Consider the following 21,339-nt stretch of genomic DNA (forward strand, 5'->3'; position numbering starts at 1 on the left):
TGACGGGTTGTATCGGTCGTCGGCATCATGCCTCGCCACCACCAAAGGCTCTTCATGCAAGAACCGGCCGCCATCTCAATCCAGCGCCCGGGTGTTTCGTTTGCTACAATCGCCCGCTGTGCGAGTCGGCTTTGTGATTAGCCTGACTCGCCTTTCTCACTTTGATGAACTCTTGAGTAATACCTATGGTGACGAAGCGTTGCATGTTGGCCTATTTGTTCTCACTTACGCTATCGATGTGCGTGGGGACGTCCGTGTCAAATGCGTTGGACCCTTCCCAGGCAATCGAAGTGATCGTGAACGTTGGGGCACGTGGCGAAGGCTTTGACGAGGCTCGGATCGCAGCGAACGAGTTGAGGTCTCTGCCGTCGAGTGAAGTGATTGCAGTGCTCGAAGCCATGAGTGAAGCTTCGCCGGTTGGCAGGAATTGGTTGCGAGGAATTGCAAACGATATCGTCAGAAAGTCGGGGCCCGTATCTGTTGAAGTTCTAGCTACCTACGTTCGCGATACATCAAACGATCCCGATGGTAGAGACTTCGCAATTACGTTGATCGAAGACCAGTCTCCCCAACTAGCTTTGCAGTTAATTCGCCAAGGACTCAATGATCCGAGCTTGTTGATTCGAGAGCGCGCCGTAGCTGAAGCAATGAAGCAAACCAAGGGATTGGTCGACCAGGAACCCGAGCAGGCGATTGAACGGTATCGCCAAACGCTGGCAGCCGCTCGCAACCCCAAGCAAGTAAGCGAGCTGTTGAAGGCATTGACGGACCTTGGCCAGGATGTCACGACTGCCGAAGCGTTCTCGATGATTTCATCGTGGCAGGTCATCGGACCATTCGACAACCGTGACGGCGTTGGGTTTGACCGAGCTTATGAGCCGGAAGCTGACTTTACCGACGACGCAAAGATAGATTTCGAGCAAGTTCTCGACGGGAAGAATGGGGATGTGAAGTGGGAAACCCTTTCGGCAACGAACGACGAAGGCGAACTGAATCTGGCCGAACATTACGAAAAGGAAAAAGGTGCCGTTGCCTACGCGTACACCGAGTTCACATCCACTTCAAATCAACCTGCCCAAATTCGTCTGGGATGTGTCAACGCCAACAAGGTCTGGCTTAATGGCGAACAGGTGATGGCGAATAAGGTTTACCACTCGGGATCAATGATTGATCAATACATCGCCAATGTCGAATTGAAGTCGGGAAGCAATCGCATCCTGGTCAAGGTTTGCCAGAACGAGCAAACCCAACCTTGGGCCCAGGATTGGAAGTTCCAGTGCCGAATCACGGACCTCACCGGAAAAGGTTTGACGAGTCATTGACGCGTTTTTCATTGTGTATCGATACATCACTCTTTCTTTAATTGCTGGTTTTATGCGTCACCTTAATACGATTGTTGCCACCGCAATTGCCTCGGCGATCTTGATTCCCTCGGTTCCATCGCAAGCCGAATCGAATGCATGGCTATCGTTTCGAGGAGACGGATCCAGCAGTGCAAGCAGTGGTCCGGAAGTCTTGGACACGACTGATCAAGGAAACTTGGTTTGGAGCACCACTATGCCAGGTCGTAGCGTCGCGGCTCCTATCGTGATCGGCGGCTTGGTGGTCTCGACCAGCGCCGAGGGGCCGGATGAACCCAACCTTTTCGTTACCGGGCTCGATGTGGAAACCGGTAAGGTTCGATGGCAGCAGTCTTTCCGCGCGACCGGTCGCCCCTTTCATCACCCGACCAGTTCCGGAGCCGCTCCGACACCGGCGAGCGATGGAAACCGAATTGTCGCGTTCTACAGTAGCAACGATTTGGTGTGCCTGGACCTTGATGGAAACCTAGTTTGGTATCGCGGACTCGGATCTGATTATCCGAAGGCTGGAAACGACGTGGGAATGGCATCGTCGCCCGTGATTGTCGATGGCGCGGTGATTGTCCAAGTCGAATGTCAGGGCGATTCCTTTGCCGCGGCGATTGAGCTCGAAACGGGGAAGAACCGCTGGCGAATCTCGCGACCAGCGGCGTCAAACTGGGCGTCTCCCGCAGTGATCACTCGTCCCAACGGCAGTCAGGAAGTGATCCTGCAATCGGGCAGTGACCTAGTCGCTGTAGATCCTGCCAACGGCACTGAGTTATGGCGGATGGATGAACCGCGAGCGTCAATACCTTCAGCCACAAAGGGCAGTGGAATGTTGCTGGTGCCGGGATCTGACCTTATGGCACTTCGCATCGGCGAGGGAACAGGCAAGCCTGAGGTTGTTTGGCAAGAGTCGAAGCTGTCACCCAAGAATGCTTGTGTCGCAATCGCAGGCGACCGGGCCTACGTCTTGAAGGGGTCGGTACTGATCGCGGCATCGGTCGAATCTGGCGAAACGATTTGGCAACAACGTTTGTCAGGTCTCGGCGGAACCTGGGCATCACCCGTCGTCGCTGGCGACCGGATCTACATCTTTGATCAATCGGGTGTCGGTCTTGTTGTTCAAGACAAAGGTGACGAAGCAGAGGTAGTCAGCACGGTAGAACTCGGTGACGGTGTCCTTGGTTCGCCCGCGATCGCAGACGGAAAACTTTTCATTCGAAGCCAAACGAAAATGTTCTGCTTTGAATAGACGACGAACTCTGAACGGCCTAGATCTCTAGTCCGTTCAAAGTGCCCGTGCTGGTCGCAAAGCTGTCGAATTCAAGGTTCATGTTTTGCAGCAGCGAAACATACAAGTTGGGTAGTGGTTCGTTCTTCTTTCGATCAAACGCAAGATGACCGGCGTGACGGAAACCACCACCGGCTAGCAGTACCGGCATGTTGCGATTGTCGTGACTCGAAGCATTTCCCAGGTTGCTGGTAACGAGGGTATTGGTCCGATCCAACAAGGTCGAATCGCCCTCTTCAATCGCATCGAGGTCTCGAATGAACGTTCCCCATTGTTGCACCAGAGCAGCCTCAATGAGCGCCAGTTGTGCGAGTTTGGTTTCGTCAAGACCGTGGTGACTGAGGCTATGGTAGCCCTCTTCCACGCCTTCGATTGGCAAGACGCCACCAGCGCCGGGTATGTGCAACGTAACGACTCGTGTGGAATCGGTTTGTAGAGCAAGCTTTGTCAGGTCGCACATCGTTTTGAGCCGCCCAATGGTGTCATTAGGGTTGCTTGCCTTGCCAGGACGCTCGGCGTCGACTTCAGGTTTCGGCAGTTTCGCCCACCTTTCCGCATCCGCCATTCGCTCTTCGAGTGCACGGACGCTGGCGAAGTACTCGCCAAGCCGGTGTCGGTCTTCGCGACCGAGCGTGCGAGCGAGAGACTTCGCATCATCGCCGACTAAATCCATGATGCTACGGCCTTGCCGGACACGCGCCGCTTGCTTTTCTTGTTCGTATTTAGACAAGTCCACAAACAGTTCGTCAAACAATTTCTGGGCTGAGTTGAGTGGCGGAATCATCGCTCCGCTTTCGGTATAGCAGGGACTCGTCGTGCCAGTCGTGCTAAGCACCAACGATGGAATTCGAGTGGCGGCCCCCACGTACTTGGCCATCAATTGGTCAAGCGAAATCGAATTCGTCGAACGACCTGCTGAGCCTACTGCGGATGCGGTCAGGATACTGGCTTCGGCGCGGTGTCCACCCTTCACGCCTGGATGCGATGCACCGGAAACGACCGTCAATTTCTCTCGCATGTCCTCGAGTGGCGATAGGTAAAGCGATGACTTGTAGTTCTTCCCCGCCTCTTTAGGGAACAAGTTATCGGCAACCAAGCCTAAGCCCAGCGTGATCGCAACGAATCGCTTCACGGGCGGTTGAGTGTCCGGGCTCGCGAACGCCGGTGTCATTGCGGTAAGCATGGGCAGTCCCATGGCGACACCACTGCCGCGTAGCAAAGTTCGGCGTTGTAAACGACGCTGGAAGTTCACTTGGATCTTGTTATTGATGCTCATACGTCTCGTGAATGTTTATTTGCTCAAGAAGGTAGGGCTGGTCACAACCGCTTTGATAAGCGATTTCATCCCGTGGCGATCTGACTTGGTTTGCTTAACGATGGTTTCCACGTTCTCGCGGTCAGCGAATTTGATGGTTGCACCCGTGCCGTACGTCAGTAGCTTTTCAACTACATTTCGAGCTAGCGCATCGGTGTCAGCCGAAACTAGATCACGGAACTGATTGAAGTCTTCGAATTTTTCACCCGAAGGCATTTGGAAGCTGGGGTCAATCTTCGGACGGCGATTGCTACCCTTGGCATTACGATTGAAGTATCGTTCGCGCCATTGACCGGCTGGGTCAAAATTTTCCAACGCATAGCCGGGAGGGTCAATTTTGACGTGACAGGCAGCGCACTGTGAATCATCAACATGCTTGAGAAGTTGTTCACGAATGGTCGTGGCTCCGCGAATATCAGGCTCGACCGCAGGGACATTCTCGGGCGGTGGAGGAATTTCTGTGCCTAAGATTCGCTCCGAAACCCAAACACCGCGAAGCACCGGCGAGGTCGTCGTGCCGTTGGCGGTGACCTTCATGATCGCACCATGAGCCAGCAATCCACCTCGCACAGACGACTTGTCGAGGGTGTGCCGTTTCGTTTCATTGCCGTCGAAGTCTTCGATGCCATAATGACGAGCCAAGCGACTGTTGAGATAAGTGAAGTCGCTGCGGACCAAATTTTGAATCGGCAAATCTTTGTCGATCATCTCGTCAAGGAACAAGTGAGTCTCATCAAGCATCGCATTTTGGACGACGGGGTCATAGTTCCGGTACAGCCCTGGATCAGGCTCGGTGAAATCAATGTCCATTAAGTCGAGCCATTCGGCAGCAAAGTCTTTGACAAACTTGGGGCGTCCTGCGTCGTCCAGCAGCCGGTCAACTTGTTGGTGCAAAACATTCGGATCGGACAATTGACCATCGGCTGCTAATTGCAACAGGACTTCGTCCGGCATAGTTCCAGTGAGGAAGTAGGCAAGTCGGTTCGCAATCGCATATTGATCGAGCAAACTGCTTCCGCTCGATGAATCCTCAAACGGTTCGACGCGATAGATGAATCGTGGAGAGCAAAGCACGGCTCGATAGGTGGACTTCAGCGCCATGATTGGTTCTTCGCCCGATTCGATCGCTTGACCAAGCATTTTTGAATACGCGTTGACGACGTTCTGGGGCACAGGACGGCGAAACGCGGAATGCATGAACGATCGAAGTTGGCGTGCCAAAGCCGCGTCCGGGGTTTTCGATTTAAGCTCGATCTTGTGCTTCTTGCGATCTATGCTGACGTTAAGATCACCGAGTAACCGCCTGCGCGTTTCGACAGGGTCGCCCTTGGGATAGATTCGCTCCATTTTCAGCGAGTGCAGGGCAACGCCCGGAACGTTTTGAGGTTCGCCTTCACCTACCCCAACCTGTCCGCCCTGGAACTTTGCTTGTTTGAGCATGGCATCGCCGGGCCGTATCTCGATCATGTGCCCGGCGGGAATCCAAGCATCGTAAACGTGAACGGCAGGATCCTTCGTCGCCGCGAACGAACCAATCCAGTTCATTAGTGGATCGCCTGATACACAAGCACCGCTTCGAATGGTGCACCACACGTCGCGGCCCTCGGGCGGTTTAAGTCCAGACGCCTTAAACGTGATCCGATACCAGCCATCTTCGGGTGAAGTCGTCGACGTCATCCGCCCATAGAAAATCATCTTGCTCGCCCATGTAACGGCAAGCCCTTTTCGCATTTCAGGATCGCGACATCGCCGCTTAGGATTCTTTCGAGCGATCTTTTCAGGCGGGAGTTCACGAACCATCGGAGAGGTTGGTCCAACGATTCGATCAAATGCGGTGTCGAGCGCCGCATCGACCGCTTTGATGTGCGATTCCATCTGGTAGTGCGACATCGACTGACTATCGGCAATTCCAATGAAGCCATCGTTGCGTGGTTCGGCGGTCATTAGACGTGACAGCGGTATGTCGATAGCGAGCAGGTCCTGGAGCGTTCGCTCTAGCTCGGAATTGGTGAGCCTACGACCCTGAACTCGACCGAATTGTTCGAACTGACTTTCTTGAAAATCACTAATCCACTTTGCCGTCTGGCGCGTGAAGTTTCGCCGTAGCGGATCAGCCAGTTCATCATCATCCGGCGGCGGCATCTCGCCGTCCTTGACGCGGTCATGGATTCGAACCCATGCCATGGCAACATTGGGGTCGGACAAATCGGTGCTTAACGCGGTTAGATCAAGACCACCTTCGCCGTCGGGGCCCTCATGACATCCTATGCACGATCGTTCCACTAAACGCATGGTGATCGCGGGTGGTTGCGTGGCGGATGAGTCCTTTGCGAACCCCCGCAGCGGCGAGAGTACGCAGACAGAAACGGCGATCAACAGCGATCGAACAAGCAGCATAGATATCTGTGGCGGGAAAAAGGGCGGGACTGACAGTGACCTTGGCAGTTGCCCCAGTATAACCACCGCAATGGCGTCTGACGAACGCCGATTTCGCAGGTATCAGGCTACGTATTTAGCCATTTCTTGACTTTAGCCGCGTCTGGTAGTTCCGATTGCCGGAATTTTGTAATCGACCCGTCGGCATGGTCATAAACCAGCATCGTCGCGGTCGACAAATCAGACGCGACCGGGGAATCGACCAGGAACGACGAATCGTTCTGGTTCATCTGGCCCAGAATCCGCAGTTCAAAGTCGTGTTGGCTTCCGCGAGGTAACCAACGTGAAAGCGTTTCCGCGCCGCTGCAAACCGCCAGAACAAACACGCCTTGAGACGGTCCTTCGCGAAGCACGGTTTGGAATGCTTTCCCGCCGCTCATCTCGCTCGCGGCATCAAGTGAGAAGCTAAAGGATTCGTCTTGTCGTAGGTCACGAAATCTTTCTAGCGGATCAATGACGACTAAGACGGGAGGATCCGAGGACGTTTCGCCGGCTGCATTCTCTTCTCGTTGCTTAACGATATCCGCGACGCGAGCAATCTCGGCTTCGCTATCACGAGGTTTAACCGACTTAAGGTTGATGCCACACTGATCCAACCAATCGTTCATCAAGGGGCCATCGTCGGGACGTGCCCCGTCAAAGTACACCACCTCGAGTTCAGGTACCGACTTGGCAAAACCAGAGATCGCCGTGGCAAGAATTGCCGCTCTTGATTCACCTCCCGCGACCAGCAGTGCGTTGCGGCCGGGGTCACGAGAAAGGCTGATGCCAAGCGGAGGACCAATCTCAACGGACTCCCCTAGCAATCCGGTCATGGCATTTGCTGAATCGTTCTGCAACGCGGCATCGGCGAGTTCACTCGTCCAGTAGCAAGGTCGATTGCCCTCGAAAATTACTGCTGGTCCCAGCTTTGCACGATGGCTTTGATCGCGCGCGGCAATCGAGACAAGCATTTCGCGGTGCCGATCCGCCGAAAGCCACGCGACTTGAAAAGGTTGGTTCCCTTCCGCAAGCCCACCCGCGTTGTTGTAGATCGCTTCGCCTGGTCGGCTAATTAATCGGGCCGCGGTATTGTCGTCCGAAAGAATCAATGCCGCGTCGGCTTCACTGCACTGCATCGCAATTCGAACAGCCATTTGGCCCAGAGTTGCTCGGGGCAACGAGTAGGCGCCGGCCAGCGATTGACTGCTCAAGATCACGTGCATTCCGAACGAGCGTCCTTGTCGCACCAGGCGATCCAGAAGCATCGCACAATCCGCAGCGATCCGGTCGTCACGCATGAAGAGTTCTTGAAACTCGTCGACCACCAACATGATCCGTGGCATCGCGTCCTCGGACTTCTCGCGATACGCGCCGAGTTCTTGGGCACCGACTGCGCGGAACTTTTCACCTCGCGATTGCAACTCGGCATCAAGACGTTGCAGCACACTGCGACCGAACTCTCGTTCGCTCTCGATTCCGATCACACGAGCATGCGGCAGTCCCGAATCTGCATAGACCTTGAACTCAACGCCCTTCTTGAAATCCAATAAGTAGAACTGCAGTTGATCTGGACGGTACTGATAGGCACCCGCCGTGATGATTGAATGCAGCAGCGTACTTTTTCCGGAACCGGTTTTGCCCGCAATCAACACGTGCTGCCGAACACCTTCGCCTAGGTCTAGCGAAAGGGTTCGGTTTGCGCCTTGGCTTCCGATTGGAATGTTGATGCCGGAATTGGTCTCGCCACTGCCTTCGATCACACTGGTCAGCACTTGATCAAGGGGGATTTCAACTCGCGATGCATTGACGGTCGCTACGCCAATCTTTTCGACCAACGAGTCTCGCAAATTCGGTGGCGGCGATGAAAGGGGTTCGAGAGCAAGATGCTCTAGACCGGGGACTTCCAAGTGAACACCTTGATCCTCTTTTATTCTCACTTGCATGACGTTGCTGCCCGACGGGATCGGCATGTCGGAGGGCCAAGGTTGATCGTCACGGCAAACCAAAATGGTAAAGATTCCGCACCTTAGTCCACTGTTGATAATCGCGTTGAGGTGTTTATAGCCGTCTCTTGATAGTCCCGATGGCAAGCCAATGCCTGCGATGGCGCGATAAGGCACTGCCATCGAACCGGCAACAAGATTGTAGTCTTCGATTCGCTCGAACCGATCTCGCAGCGAGGACTGTAAGACATCCTCGACGTAATGCGCGATCTCGCTAAGCCTTGTTTCAATTTTGTTATCGGTGGTCCAAACGCGGTGCCCAATGATCGATGGATCATGATCCGCAAGTGCCATCAAGCTCGTAAAGTTCTGTCCTCGTCCAATCGGGTCAATCAATGTAAGCTTTGCTCGACCGGCGGGAGCACTGGAAAGCAATCTCCATAGCAATTGTTGGCACATGTCGATCGCATCACTCATGGTTGATTCATCACAGTGTATGACTAGGCAACTGTGAAGGCGCCGATGCAGGACGATGGGCAAACGATCAGGAATGTTGATCTCGGAAACTAGTGATACTGGAGAAGCATTCGCTGGGTTTTCAGTGGCGATAGCGATGGGAATCGTCGCGGATTCGACATGTCCGTTTTGATGTTGTGGAGGTTCAACGTTAAGAGCACCCGCGAGTTCGTCGCCAATCAGTAGCGACCCCAACGGCAAGCAATCCAAATGGTCACGGTGGCATAGATCACTGGCCAATACCTCTTTCCAACTAGGGAATTGTTGTCGAACGGCTTGATTCGTTTTCTCGATTCGAGCAACTGCGAACTTGACGCCTGTAGCTAGGCGCTGGGTCAGGTACTGCAACTCCAAGAAGCGTTTGGCCGAATTCGCTTCACGCTTTTGTTCGATCGCATGATCGGCTTTAGCGAGCGTATTAGTGATGGCGTGAGCGACTTGGTCTGCGTTTTCACGCATCTGTTCGGTCACTTGGGACACCGATTTTTCATATTGGTGGCCGCTTGCTTCCAACAATTCAAGCAACTTGGCCCGCTTCGCCGTGAATTCATCGTTGATGCGTTTTTCCAGTTCGGCGAGCTGTTCCGTTTTCCATCGCTTTGCCGCAGCAATGTGAGCGTCGCGACGTTCGATCAGTTCCTTCGACGAATCTGACGCGATGCGGCGACTGATTTTGCGTGCGTGTTCGGCGCATTCGTCTGCGGCGCGTCCAAGTCGGACGACTCGCGGATAGAGCTTTCGCGTCATGCGTTTAAGCGGCATCAGAAGGATCAGGTAAATCGTGAATCCTAAAATTCCAGCAGGGATCACTCCTGCGGCAGCCCAAAGGTAAGGTTGCTTTTCAACCGTCGCGATGGCGATGATTCCCCAGATTAAAACGAAAACGCCTACGCCCGCTGGCAAGTAAAACGAGTCAACAATTTTCGATGCAGCACCGGTCTGCATTTCATGGATAACTTTGTTGCATTTCCGAGTGATCACATCAATCGTGTCGATAGCTTCCCGTACATCTTTGGGAAGCGGCTGGCTCATGTCCTCTTCGGGGTCCTCAGGCGGGCCAACTTCAAGCAAACCATCCAACCTGCGAACCGTTAAAGCGTTGGCCCATTCGAGGTGATCTTGCAAAGGCAGCAGCGCTTCATCGATCTGCTTGATCTCTTTGCGTTGTTGTTGGCCGGGTTGGTTCTTGCGGTTCTCGAACTGTTGCAAGACCGCTTGGTGTCGAGCCTCTACTTTGCGTTCGATCGTCTGTTCTTCTTCTTGTTTCTTCCGGCGATAGATAACAGCAAGGCGATTAAGTTCGGATCGCAAGGAAAGAGTTTGCTGCTCGTACTTGAACGTCAGGATTTCCTCGGCGTTGTCCCATTTGTTTAGCATGTTGCGACGTGAATCGCGGCAATGGCTGGTAACGCTTCGCTTCTCTTCGTTGAGTTCAATTTCTTCTTTGGCTCGCGCTTGAGCATGCTGAGCCTTCAATCGCTCTCGCTCCAAAACACAGTGCCCCACCCGGTCCGCCAATGCCGAGAGCACTTGCTTAGAACGAGTGACGTTCATCAAACCGGTTGGACTAACTGTCGAATCTTTCATGCCACCGTCGCCACTGAATGGGAATGAGGGTGATCAGCCGAGCTGGTCGAGTCCCATGGAACTAACCTCTATCTTACTCAATCCGAGCGCGCATAATGGTCATCCAGGTCACGGTTGGCATCGTGAATTGTGTCAAGAAAATCGTGGAGTGATGCTGAAAAACGGCTCAAACTCGGGCCGATCGAGGTCAAGTGCTCGCGTTCAAAGCGTTCGCGACGTGAATCAACCCAATCCTCTTTGACCGCCGACCATAGCTGGGCGAATTCAACGAAGTCGCGTTGAATTCTATTTTCGCAGTCTCGAATACGTCCCACGTTGAACGTCATGACGGTGAATCCAGTTCGTTCGTTTCATCGCTTTCGCTGTCGCTATCGATTTCGTTGTTAAACGTTCGAAGCATTTTGCGACCCTTGTAGAGATTGAATAGATCAATGGCCGAAAGTGGACGCAATCTTCCCGAGGTCGGTTGTTCGATCGTCTCGAGTCCGTCACTGACCACAAGGCATGGCTTGCCATCGCGAGTCGCTTCGAACACGCCAGCTTTTTCATCCAGGAAAATTCCCAGCAATGCCGGTTTTAGTGATTCGAACTCGGATCGTTCCAAATGCTCGCTCAACGAACGCATGACGCGAACTTGAGCCTCGTTGAGTTGTTCAGAAGGCACCACGAAGATTTCGGGATGGTCGGCGTGCCAACCTGCATAAATTGCATAGATGTCGTTCATCGGCAAGTCGGCGACATCCGCACCGAGCGCAAACGTCACCGGCCCCGTGACACCCACGTTGCTATAAATCCGCTCGCCAAAGTTGTACTCGAACCGAACTAAAAGGATATCAACCGGGTCATTAAAACTTGGCCACAGCATCCGTTTGCGATGGACGACTTCCACACTGGTTGGCGGAACACCCATTTGCGCCGGTTGGCTCAACCATAGTGTCATTTCGGCTTCGGCAGTTGCTTCGTCGCTGCGATACTTTTCGTCGATCAGTTCACCGAAGTGAAGCTCGTCGGCGTAGTGAATTGCTCGGAGTCGTGCCGAAGGTTCTGCCGCAAGCTCTATCAGCCGCTTCTTGCCCAAGTCATCACCAAGTCTGGCCAACGCCCCGGCGGCTTCGCACTGAACTCGTCGATGTTTCAGTTCGATCGTTTGATTCAGCTTGCTAATGGCAGACTCATCGCCCAACAGGCCAACGCTATCGCAAAGTGACACCGCAAGCGCGACCGCTTCCCCTAGACGAGTCTGGACGGTGTTGACATCGTCACCGAAGACGCGAGGGTTCTCTTCGAATTGGGCAAGACGACCCGTGACTTCACCCAATAACGCGTTCAGCATCGTTTCGCGTCCCGATGCTGGATGTTGATCAATGCGTCCGCTGCGATAGAGGTAATTGGCCAAGTCCAAGAGCGTGGATGCGAGCGACGGGTGTTGGAGAGCACCGAACACGCGAGGGAACACGGCGGCAATGGGCCAGTCGTTGTACTTCATTAGCGGGCTGAGCGATTGAGCCGCATTGATCCAATCCGTCGGTGGCGATTCGATCAAGCAATCGACCAACCAATTCAATGACTCTTGTGTGCGGATGCTGGCCGCCAACTGCAACAACAGGTGACGATTAGGCGTTGATTCGGGGACCTTGGATGTCAATTCACGAAGTTGGTCGAAGTCCAATACTTCCGCGACATCACCACCTGGTTGAAGCGTGGTCGTGTGTAGGACGCGAATTAAGCCCCCTAAGATTGCCGGATCGGCCGTCGGCGCTTGGCTACTAAGCTGAGCGAGTTGTTCCAGTAACAGTGGGGCTTTCTCGATAGACGCGTCGGCGAGTTCTCGCAATTGCCAACCCGCGGCTACGGGGTCTGCGTCGCGGCTGAGAAGAGAAGTGAGTTGATGCTCAAACACGGGATTTGCCCAAAGCGAGATTCGATTAGTGACGGAGCGAGCGGAAAAACTTACGACAGTCTCTCGCTCATGATCCGTGGCCCATTGCCTATCGCAGTGGAGGACATGGGACTAGGTATTTTTGAACAGTGTCCCAACTAGCCCTGATTACATCGAGGGGGTGCGTTGGACGGCAACACCACATCGTTTTTCGACAATGTTTAAGTGGTGAGCAAGGTGACCGGCAGTCACCCATGCCATTGCCCGAACGGAAATGGGAGCTCCATCGACGGGAACTGTTTGGCTCCAGCATCTCGGAGCAATGCGTTGCAGCAACAACAAGTTCGATTGGCGAAGCAAGCCAAGCTCGGTAATCAAGTTGGTAAATGTCCCTAGGCCGAAGCGCGCATCGGCATAATGATTTTCGTCCCAACTACTCAGTCCGGTTGAGTCACCCGCTGCGGCTCGCAGAATTCGGTAACCAAATATTCGTTCCGCGTCGGCGCAATGTTCAAAAACTTGTCGAACCGTCCAACCAAACGGTGGGTGGATTTTGTCAACCTGTTCGGTGCACAAAAAACTTCCCAGTTCGCAGATCCAATACTGCTGGTTGCGGAGTACTGATAGTGCATCTTCGCCATCAACCTGATTAACAAGCTTTTGGTGATAGGCATGAGAGCACTCGGAAGAATCAGGACGACAACTTGCCAGGGCCATAAAATTGACTGTTGCGAAACGAGAAAAGATGCGGAGGGGGTTGTGTTACCACCACGCGGATCACAATATATTCGGCATCGCGGATAGCACTTCATGTAGTCTAATCATCTTTGTGATGTTGGTCTTGTGGCATGCATGCAGTGACTGTGGTTCGCTTGGTCTTTTGTTGTTTTGATAATGCATTTCCATCGTAAGGATTTTACGGACGACATCCGCATTCTCACTCTGTGTTTGATTCAAGAATTGAGGCGTGAGAACGAATGATCGGCATCTATGTGCTAGCCGGAGTCGTAGTTTCTTTGGTCGCCATTGGCGTCAAGCTGCGAGACGCGGAGCGTAATCGAGCTACGCTGGAAAAGAATTGCCGTCAGTCCTGGGCATCGCTTCATGATCAACTTCGCAACCGGCACTTGATTGTCAGCCATCTGATCGACAGCGTGGCGGGACGATCAAATCTTTTGGTAGACGTCAACGAGTTATCGGCCAGCTTGAAAGAAGTTGAATCGCGATTGGATTCACTTCAGGGCAATTTGCCGGGCACCGGGGAAGCAAACGCGATCGGAGAATGCGAAAGTAAGTGCTTGCGTCAGCTTCGGCGGCTTCGAAAGAAGCTCAAGAAAGCGCCCGATATCTTATCGCTTCGTCAGGTGACAGCTTGCTGGGAAGGCCTTGATGGTTGCGACGAGCAGATTGACAACAGCAAAGCGGTCTACAACGCAGCGGTTATTACCTACAACACTCACCTTGGTTCGCGAGAGGCGCGTTGTTTGACGTTTCTCAATCGACCTGTGTCGCCCTGTGGGCCTATCAGCTTTGATTGGTATGCCAGCGACAGCGGTTTGAGTAAGCCATCGCCCTGTCCTAAGTCCGACTAATTTGCGTCGTTAGCATGGACGCTAGTTCGCGGCTAAGGAAGCCAAGATCGTTGCGACTTTCTCGATCGAAATTCCGTCGATCGTATGAGGTCCAACAAACGAGTGAAATTGCACGTCGGCGCCTTCGGACTTCATGAGATCTCGAAGTGCTTCAGCGCTTGAAAAAGGCAGGATAGGGTCTACGGTGCCGTGAGCCTGGAATACTTTCGACTTTGCCAGTCGTGTCGGAATCGTCGCTTTCCACGCGGGTTGGCAAACAAGCGTCCCGGAAAACAGAAGTAGCCATTGCGGTGTTGGGATGTCACCGCGCAAAGCGGTGTCCATGGTCAGCATCGCACCCTGCGAAAAACCGCCCAGCACGAGTTTGGGTGAAGGGCAATCTAATTCACGGACCGCAGCAGCAATCGTTTCCTGCAAAGCCTGGCGAGCTTCATCAATGCCCGGTGGTGTCTGGTCATGAAGCTCATCGAACTGAGATGCCTGGATAAGCTCGGTCAAGCGAGCCATGTTAATCGGCCACCATGCCTTGGCATCAGGCATGCCCAACTCGGCCAATGAATGAGGAGCATCCGGGAAGACGAATCGAAATTTGCTGCCGTTATCCCCCAGCATCGACAACCATTCGCCTGCCAACGGGGCAAGATCGCGAAGCGATGCACCGTAGCCATGGCAAAGCACGACCAGGATCTCGGCGTGGGATTTGTCATCCGAGTCCGCGCCGTCCACCACGATGCAGTTCAGGGGACCGATTTGGCGAGTGTCAACTTGTGGCATGAGCGAAACGAAACGATCCTAAACCGCGACGGGCTTGTTGGGAGGTCGCCAGTCGACCAAATGAATTTCAACTTTTCGAAAGCCGCGAAACTCATTGATGACAGGCCGGTAAGCAATTTCAAAAGGGCCTTCCACGGCATTCAGATCGTCGCACCAATCGCTGGCGTTGAACGCAACGGCCCGAATCACTTTCGACCCTTGTCGAAGCTTCACGCTAAGGTGACGTTGAGTTTTTCCCATGAGGCTCGCTGGTTCGTCGACTTCCACGCCGCTGCAATAAAGCACCGGGCGAGGATTGCCAGCACCAAATGGGGCAAGCATTTCCATTTGCGCCAGGGTTTCAAGACTCAACTGGCCCAAACTCGCTTCAGCGTCGATCACGATCTCGGGAACGACTTCGTTGTCTGCCCATTGCTTCGCAATCGCCTCGCAGAAGTCACCTCGGAAGTTGTTGATTTCTCGCTCGTCGATGGTCAACCCAGCCGCCGCCTTGTGGCCACCAAAGCGTACGAGGCGTTCACTGCATTCGGCCAGCGCTTGGTAGAGATCAACGTTCGTTCCGCCGATCCGACCCGATCCGACCGCTTCGGTTTTGCCAGCGGAGTCAAGTGATAGCACGATCACAGGTTTGGCGTATTTCTCTGCGAGCCGGCCAGCCACTACTCCGATGACGCCCTGGTGCCAGCCTACGCCCGCGCACACGAGTGCGGAATCGCCATCGGCGTCAAACTCGTTCTTGATTTGTTTCTGGGCCGCCAAGTACACGCTTCGTTGCAAGGTGTCACGACTGCTGTTGAGTTCGTGGATGTATTCGGCCAGCGCTTTGGCCCGGTCACCGGCGGGGCACGTTAATAGTTCAACCGCGAGTTGAGCTTGCCCGAGGCGGCCGGCCGCGTTGAGTCGTGGGGCAAGCGTGAACGAAATGCTTTCTGAATCAAGCGTGCCAGCATTGTCGAGACCCGCAACGGTCATTAGTTCTTTCAATCCGGGCAGCGGTTCCGCCCGTAGCATCTTTAGTCCGTGTTCGACCAGGATCCGATTCTCGTCGAGAAGTGGCACCACATCAGCAATGGTTCCGATGCCTGCCAGGGTTAGCGATTGCATCAGGTAACGACGCATTGGCTCGGTGACCTTCTTCGAGCCAGCCACTTCTTGGCAAATTGCCCAGGCAAGTTTGAAAGCCACCCCCGCGCCGCACAGTTCACCAAACGGGTACGTCGTACCGGGTAGACGCGGGTGAACGATGGCTGCTGCGTCTGGTAATCGTTCTCCAATGGTGTGGTGGTCGGTGATGACCAAGGTGACGCCAAGCTCTTTGCATAGCTCTGCGTGATCGACGCTGGTGATGCCGCAGTCGACGGAAACGATAATCTTCTTGCCACGAGCCGCTAGTTTGCGAATCGCTTCGGCGTTGAGGCCGTATCCGTCTTCGAGCCGATTGGGAACGTGATAGCTTACGTTGCCACCGAGCAGTCGTATGCCGTTAACCAAGATCGCGGCGCCGGTCATTCCGTCGCAGTCGTAATCGCCATAGATGACGATTGGGGTTTGATCAGCGATCGCAGGCACAAGAATCGCGGTGGCTTCAGGAACCCCTGGCAGCGATTCAGGCGGGCGCAGTCCCATCAGTTTCGTATCAAGAAACGCGCTTGCTGCATCAGCGGTGTAGACACCGCGGCTAACGAGCAACTGAGCGACAACGGCCGGCACGCGAGCTTCGCGGATCAGTAAATCGACTCGCGAGGAGTCGTGGGGAATGACCCGCCATTTACGCCGCATCCGTGCCTCCGAGGTTTACCGACGATGAATCAAACTGGCGCTTTCGCCAATTCGAATGTCTACTTCTTCTTCTCGTTGTGCCAGGTGCGCTTGCGCAGCCGTGGTGAGTACTTCATCAAACGAAGCTTTTCGCCACCGGGTTTACGTCGGTAGGAGTAGTTGTAGTCGCCGGTTTCTTCACAAACGAGGAAGATCGTTTCGGCTTTCTTTTTGCTCTTGGCCATCGAATCAGATCAAAAATGCTAGAGGTGTTTTCTGGACGGCCCCAGAGTGTACGGCAGCGGGCCACTTTTGGACAAGCGGCTTTTCCTTGGTTTTCGAGACTAGGCCCCTGATTTCGAAATTGCGGTTTTCAAGCGGTTAGTCTTCAAAACGGGGGTGTCATCGGGAAACGTGAGCGTTCCGATCACTGCTGGTGCACCAATAACAGCAGATTTGCGACGATTTTGGCCGAATCTTCGGTGTCGTAGCCGGGGCACTGGATCGAATTGGGGCTCTCCAGAGCGCAACTAAGGTCCAGCGGCGAGAAAAAGACGGCGTCCACCCGGTTCACTTGAGCCACTTCCAAACGTGGGATTCCCGACCGTTTCGCCACGGAATCGCCTCGTGCCGAGGGTGTTCGGATGGTCACTCGGCCCAAGTCAAATCCGCCAGGGACGCGAATGATGGGATGGTCGGATGACACGATTTCCAGGGGACTTTCTGGAAGCAGGGTTTTCAACTCGCGTCGAAACGCCGTCGCAAACTCGTCCGCACCGCAAACTGAAGCAGCCAAGATCACGCCTCCGTTCTCGATGTATTCCTTCAAGACCGCACGTTGATTCGCGTCGAGCGTGAAGTCGGTTCGGCCGTGAAGCCACAGCACGCCAACGTTTTGCAATTGTTCAGAATCAAAGTCCACAGGTTTGGGCGGCGACGAGATCGAAATCGGCACCCGGGCGTCAATCAGTGAAACCGCATTGGGCAATGCTCGCCGAGCCTCTTGCCCACCCGCATCGATCGCAAGCGAAGCCAACTGCGTTGCACCACGGTTGGGCTTGGGGACTTCGCCGCCGCGGATGACAAATCGTTGGTCGAGCTTGTCCTTCAATTCACGTCCGGTCGCGTAAGCGATGACGTTCTCGCCAATCCCCAATGCCGTTTCCACCTGCTGTTGCACCGATGGCGAAGTTTCTTTGCGACGAGTGATCACGTCACCAAGTTCCCATCGGCACGATAAACTTCGCGGGCTAAAGAAGATGCTCGTACGACAACACGCTTGTACGCCGTACATCCAAAAGTCGTCGCTGATCGCCGTGGGATCAACCTTCGTTTGCGCAAACCAAACCGGATGCGCGGGCGGAAGGCGTTCAAGTGAACCTCCTTCAACGAGCCGACCACACAGCTCTTGAACGCTTCTGGCGAAGGGACCAGACGGTCCGCAACCGTCCCCGGCATCGGCTTCAAACAGAATCGTTCCGCCCTGTTCGATATAGCCCGAAAGTTGTTCAACGAGGTAGGCCGAGAACGCCAGCGGACGATTGCCGCTGATAACTAGCACCGGGGTTTGCAGCAAATCCGCGAGCGTCGCGTTCTCGCTCTCGATAGTTTGCCAAGTCAGATCACGGCCCCAATCGCTTTCGACACGATGTACCAGTTGGCGAAGACCATCGGGGTGTCGTTGCCACGTTTTGTCCAGATCGGTCGGTTGGGCATTGGCGTAACGCAGGCGTCCCGCAACAACTTGGCGTTTGCCTTTGCTTAAGAACAGCAACGCAAACGATGTGGCCACGTCGGTCGGTTCCAGTGGCCCGGTGGACAGCCAGTTGCCCTGGAAATTGTCTTGTAAGCTGACAATGAGCTCTGCGCCTTCGCGATACCAATCGTGCCCGCCGATAAAGCGACGTCCCGAAAGTCGGCCAACCCGTTCAAGCGCGTAAAGGTAGTAGTAATGTGTCTGCTTGTTGCTGCCTGGGTTCGTTTGCACCGTGAAGTTCTTAGCTAGCCATCCAAGCCCCATTTCCACGGGATCGGCCTCGCTTAGGATGTTTCCGCAGCAGCGAATGGTGTTGCCGTTGATCTGAGAGCTTGATCCGCCGAGCCGACCGCGAGCAATGATGAGGGACGAAATGCCCGCGCAGGTCATGCTGCCAGAGATTGATTGGTTTCGCCGATAGAACCAACCGCCGCTGGGCGTTTGTCGCTCGGACCAGTATTTCAACGCCGTTTCAAAGGTCTTCGGGTCAACCTGGATTCCTCGGTCTGCTGCCGCACCGAGTGCCAGGATTGCAAACTGCGAGTTCGAAGGGTCGCCGCTGCCCCGGTTCCGGTCGTAGGTCCAAGATCCGGGATCGATGCCCGGTCGCCCCCCTTCTTCAAGTTGGGTTTCAACGAGCCATTGGACGTTTCTTCGGATGCGTGGCAAGTCACCGGCCGCTCCCATTTGGCAGTAAACCAATGTTTGGAGAGCTACCGAATAGGTTTGTTCGGGTTCGAACGTCCGTAGGTAACGCATCGCGCGGGCCAGATCAGGATCCTGACGATCGACGCCACAATTGATCAACGCGAGCGTGCAGAGTGCCGATCGACCACAAGATTGTCCCGTAGCCTCTTCCCAGCCCCCCGATTCGTTTTGAATCTTGCGAAGATAGGCAACCCCGCGATCGATTGATCGTTGCACGGTGGCGGCATCGATGTCAGCGATGGCAGTTTGGGGAAGACACGCGGCGTAGACTGCGAAGATGACCGCAAACAAAGCGCCTAGGCGTTGCACGGCTTGTTGTCGTCCGCAATCGCTCGGATAATCAATTCCACTGAAATATGCGCAATGCGTCATTCTTGATCGCACAACTTGCCGCTTCCTCGCAAAGGACTGTAACAAATTCATCATGAGCGGTACTCCTCCTCCGCCTCCGGTGCCAAACGCTTCGACACCTGGCGCTGCGAATGCTAGCGGTCAAGCTCGCAATCTAGGTGATGTGCTTCGTGAGTTCGCTGACCATCAACGGACCATGCGATCGGAACTCGCAAAAGTCATTGTTGGGCAGAGTGACACGATCGAACAGTTGTTGGCCGCAATTTTCACTCGTGGTCATGTGCTTCTTGAAGGCGTGCCCGGCCTGGCTAAGACGCTAATGGTAAGCACCTTGGCCGATATTTTGGATGTTCAGTTCCGTCGTGTGCAATTTACTCCAGATTTGATGCCATCGGATATCACGGGCACTCAGGTTCTTGAAGAAGACGAAGCGGGCAAACGCAGTTTCCGGTTCGTCGAAGGCCCCATCTTCACCAACATTTTGTTGGCTGACGAAATCAACCGCACGCCGCCGAAGACGCAAGCGGCGTTACTTGAGGCGATGCAGGAACGGCAAGTCACCGTGGGGCGGGAAACGATGGAATTGCCGTCACCATTCTTCACTATTGCGACGCAAAACCCGATCGAACAAGAAGGCACCTATCCATTGCCGGAAGCGCAGCTCGACCGGTTTATGTTCAACGTCAAGGTTGATTACCCATCGGCCGAGGAAGAAGAGCAAATCTTGACCGCGACAACGCGGGGCGAGAAACCGACGGTCAACAAAGTGCTTTCGGCTCGGGCAATTTTGAACGTGCAAAAGTTGGTTGGCAGCGTCGCGGTGAACCCGTTTGTGATTCGATATGTTTCCAAGCTCGTGCGTGCGACAAGGCCTTCCGATGAATCATCGCCGGCTTATATCCGTGAACTTGTCGACTTCGGTGCCGGGCCGCGTGCGGGTCAAAACTTGATTGCGGGAGCGAAAGCGATCGCGGCGATGGATGGTCGGTTCAGTATTGATCCTGATGATGTACGTCGCGTTGCCAAGCCCGTCCTTCGCCACCGCATCGGCACAAACTTCCAAGCTCAAGCCGAAGGCATGAGCACGGACGACATCATCGACAAGTTGCTTGCCGAGATTAAACCGCCGGAACCCGACAAGATGAAGCCAAAGGCGGGGGCGTAGCCATCGCCCATGACCGCCCTGCTCTCTCCCGAATCGCTACAGCAAATCAAACGGCTCGATCTGCGCGCTCGAATGGTCGTACGTGGGTTCTTGCAGGGCTTGCACTCGAGCCCTTTTCAGGGCTTCTCGGTACAGTTCAGTGAACATCGTCGCTACAACCGCGGTGATGATCCTCGCCTAATTGATTGGCTCGTTTACGCGAAGACGGACAAGTACTTCGTCAAACGGTTTGAGGCCGAGACCAATTTGACTGGGTACCTCGTCATGGATCTGTCCAAGTCGATGGGGTTCACGCAAAGCGGTGCGATGACGAAGTTCGAATATTGCACGTGCTTGGCCGCTGCTTTGACGTACTTAATGAACATGCAGCAAGACCCCGTCGGGTTGATTACGTTTGACGAGAAGATGAAGGCACTGTTGCCTGCTCGCAGTCGACGTGGGCACCTGGGGGACGTGCTCGCTCAGTTGGCGCGGCTTCAGCCGACCGGGCGAACAAACTTGCCAGCTTCGTTGATTCAATTGGCTGCGATGTTGAAGCAACACTCATTGGTGATGTTGTTTTCCGATTTATTGCCCAGCGATACGGGCGAAAACGACGTCGACGAAGTGATTTCATCGCTGGCACGCTTACGTCATGGTGGCAATGATGTGATCGTCTTTCACGTGATGGACGAAGCGGAAGTGACGTTTCCCTATGATGGCCCGGTACAATTTGAGGATGCCGAGAGTGGTGAAACGATCTCGGTCGACGCAACCGGTTTTCGCGATGACTATTTGAAGCAAGTCGAAGAGTTTCGCGAGCGGTACCGTCAAGGTTGCTATAGCCTGCAAGTGGACTACGTGCCGCTCGATACGAGCATGCCGTTCGACAAAGCACTGACGGAATATCTGCTGCAACGACAAAGGAGTGGCTGATTCGCGGTTTGGCGAATTTCTGCTG

At 54.4% G+C, this 21,339-nt stretch carries 14 protein-coding genes; 5 read left to right on the forward strand and 9 right to left on the reverse strand.

Features of this window, described 5'->3' with window-relative positions; all coding sequences use genetic code 11:
• Positions 1-185 precede the first annotated feature (185 nt).
• Both Pla22_RS07790 and Pla22_RS07795 read left to right on the forward strand, forming a co-directional pair.
• Positions 186-1,322 carry a hypothetical protein gene (locus tag Pla22_RS07790; protein WP_146514113.1) on the forward strand — a complete coding sequence of 379 codons (1,137 nt, stop codon included), beginning with the start codon at positions 186-188 and terminating at the stop codon, positions 1,320-1,322.
• 52 nt (positions 1,323-1,374) lie between these two features.
• Complete coding sequence (locus Pla22_RS07795) at positions 1,375-2,598, forward strand: outer membrane protein assembly factor BamB family protein (protein ID WP_146514114.1); 1,224 nt, start codon at positions 1,375-1,377, stop codon at positions 2,596-2,598.
• A 19-nt stretch (positions 2,599-2,617) separates the two neighbouring features.
• Here Pla22_RS07795 and Pla22_RS07800 read toward each other — a convergent pair whose 3' ends face one another.
• The 5 genes from Pla22_RS07800 to Pla22_RS07820 all read right to left on the reverse strand — a co-directional run bounded on the left by Pla22_RS07800 (position 2,618) and on the right by Pla22_RS07820 (position 13,012).
• Complete coding sequence (locus Pla22_RS07800) at positions 2,618-3,913, reverse strand: DUF1552 domain-containing protein (RefSeq protein WP_146514115.1); 1,296 nt, start codon at positions 3,911-3,913, stop codon at positions 2,618-2,620.
• Between the two features lie 15 nt (positions 3,914-3,928).
• Complete coding sequence (locus Pla22_RS07805) at positions 3,929-6,349, reverse strand: DUF1592 domain-containing protein (protein WP_242631863.1); 2,421 nt, start codon at positions 6,347-6,349, stop codon at positions 3,929-3,931.
• Positions 6,350-6,456: 107 nt separating this feature from the next.
• Positions 6,457-10,416, reverse strand: coding sequence for an FtsK/SpoIIIE domain-containing protein (locus tag Pla22_RS07810; RefSeq protein ID WP_146514116.1), 3,960 nt, complete (start codon positions 10,414-10,416; stop codon positions 6,457-6,459).
• A gap of 322 nt (positions 10,417-10,738) precedes the next feature.
• A complete protein-coding gene (locus Pla22_RS07815; RefSeq protein WP_146514117.1) occupies positions 10,739-12,316 on the reverse strand; it encodes a HEAT repeat domain-containing protein in 1,578 nt (525 codons plus the stop codon).
• A gap of 147 nt (positions 12,317-12,463) precedes the next feature.
• Complete coding sequence (locus Pla22_RS07820) at positions 12,464-13,012, reverse strand: DinB family protein (RefSeq protein WP_146514118.1); 549 nt, start codon at positions 13,010-13,012, stop codon at positions 12,464-12,466.
• A gap of 260 nt (positions 13,013-13,272) precedes the next feature.
• Between Pla22_RS07820 and Pla22_RS07825 the strand changes: the two genes are divergently transcribed.
• On the forward strand, positions 13,273-13,887 hold the full coding sequence (locus Pla22_RS07825) for a LemA family protein (protein ID WP_146514119.1): 615 nt from the start codon (positions 13,273-13,275) through the stop codon (positions 13,885-13,887).
• A gap of 21 nt (positions 13,888-13,908) precedes the next feature.
• On the opposite strand, the gene Pla22_RS07830 is transcribed toward Pla22_RS07825, so the two are convergent.
• From Pla22_RS07830 to Pla22_RS07845, 4 genes are all read right to left on the reverse strand, one after another.
• The gene (locus Pla22_RS07830; protein ID WP_146514120.1) at positions 13,909-14,661 is read right to left on the reverse strand and encodes an alpha/beta hydrolase; all 753 of its coding nucleotides are present in this window, start codon (positions 14,659-14,661) and stop codon (positions 13,909-13,911) included.
• An 18-nt stretch (positions 14,662-14,679) separates the two neighbouring features.
• Positions 14,680-16,440: a single-stranded-DNA-specific exonuclease RecJ gene (gene recJ, locus Pla22_RS07835; RefSeq protein ID WP_146514121.1), complete on the reverse strand. Its 1,761-nt coding sequence runs from the start codon at positions 16,438-16,440 to the stop codon at positions 14,680-14,682.
• 59 nt (positions 16,441-16,499) lie between these two features.
• Complete coding sequence (gene rpmG / locus Pla22_RS07840; RefSeq protein WP_146514122.1) at positions 16,500-16,664, reverse strand: 50S ribosomal protein L33; 165 nt, start codon at positions 16,662-16,664, stop codon at positions 16,500-16,502.
• Between the two features lie 182 nt (positions 16,665-16,846).
• Complete coding sequence (locus tag Pla22_RS07845) at positions 16,847-19,309, reverse strand: DUF4159 domain-containing protein (protein ID WP_242631864.1); 2,463 nt, start codon at positions 19,307-19,309, stop codon at positions 16,847-16,849.
• 88 nt (positions 19,310-19,397) lie between these two features.
• Here Pla22_RS07845 and Pla22_RS07850 point away from each other — a divergent pair, with 88 nt between their 5' ends.
• Positions 19,398-20,399: an AAA family ATPase gene (locus Pla22_RS07850; RefSeq protein WP_242632028.1), complete on the forward strand. Its 1,002-nt coding sequence runs from the start codon at positions 19,398-19,400 to the stop codon at positions 20,397-20,399.
• A 9-nt stretch (positions 20,400-20,408) separates the two neighbouring features.
• On the forward strand, positions 20,409-21,314 hold the full coding sequence (locus tag Pla22_RS07855; protein WP_146514123.1) for a DUF58 domain-containing protein: 906 nt from the start codon (positions 20,409-20,411) through the stop codon (positions 21,312-21,314).
• Positions 21,315-21,339: the final 25 nt, after the last annotated feature.

Origin of the sequence: Rubripirellula amarantea (genome assembly GCF_007859865.1) — a bacterium.
Lineage (GTDB): Bacteria > Planctomycetota > Planctomycetia > Pirellulales > Pirellulaceae > Rubripirellula > Rubripirellula amarantea.

What these genes read in the sequence shown, in the direction of transcription:
- rpmG (WP_146514122.1), bottom strand. Translation starts at nt 16,664, where the DNA reads ATGGCCAAGAGCAAAAAGAAAGCCGAAACGATCTTCCTCGTTTGTGAA.
- Pla22_RS07805 (WP_242631863.1), bottom strand. Translation starts at nt 6,349, where the DNA reads ATGCTGCTTGTTCGATCGCTGTTGATCGCCGTTTCTGTCTGCGTACTC.
- Pla22_RS07845 (WP_242631864.1), bottom strand. Translation starts at nt 19,309, where the DNA reads ATGATGAATTTGTTACAGTCCTTTGCGAGGAAGCGGCAAGTTGTGCGA.
- Pla22_RS07800 (WP_146514115.1), bottom strand. Translation starts at nt 3,913, where the DNA reads ATGAGCATCAATAACAAGATCCAAGTGAACTTCCAGCGTCGTTTACAA.
- Pla22_RS07855 (WP_146514123.1), top strand. Translation starts at nt 20,409, where the DNA reads ATGACCGCCCTGCTCTCTCCCGAATCGCTACAGCAAATCAAACGGCTC.
- Pla22_RS07810 (WP_146514116.1), bottom strand. Translation starts at nt 10,416, where the DNA reads ATGAAAGATTCGACAGTTAGTCCAACCGGTTTGATGAACGTCACTCGT.
- Pla22_RS07790 (WP_146514113.1), top strand. Translation starts at nt 186, where the DNA reads ATGGTGACGAAGCGTTGCATGTTGGCCTATTTGTTCTCACTTACGCTA.
- Pla22_RS07830 (WP_146514120.1), bottom strand. Translation starts at nt 14,661, where the DNA reads ATGCCACAAGTTGACACTCGCCAAATCGGTCCCCTGAACTGCATCGTG.
- recJ (WP_146514121.1), bottom strand. Translation starts at nt 16,440, where the DNA reads ATGCGGCGTAAATGGCGGGTCATTCCCCACGACTCCTCGCGAGTCGAT.
- Pla22_RS07825 (WP_146514119.1), top strand. Translation starts at nt 13,273, where the DNA reads ATGATCGGCATCTATGTGCTAGCCGGAGTCGTAGTTTCTTTGGTCGCC.
- Pla22_RS07795 (WP_146514114.1), top strand. Translation starts at nt 1,375, where the DNA reads ATGCGTCACCTTAATACGATTGTTGCCACCGCAATTGCCTCGGCGATC.
- Pla22_RS07820 (WP_146514118.1), bottom strand. Translation starts at nt 13,012, where the DNA reads ATGGCCCTGGCAAGTTGTCGTCCTGATTCTTCCGAGTGCTCTCATGCC.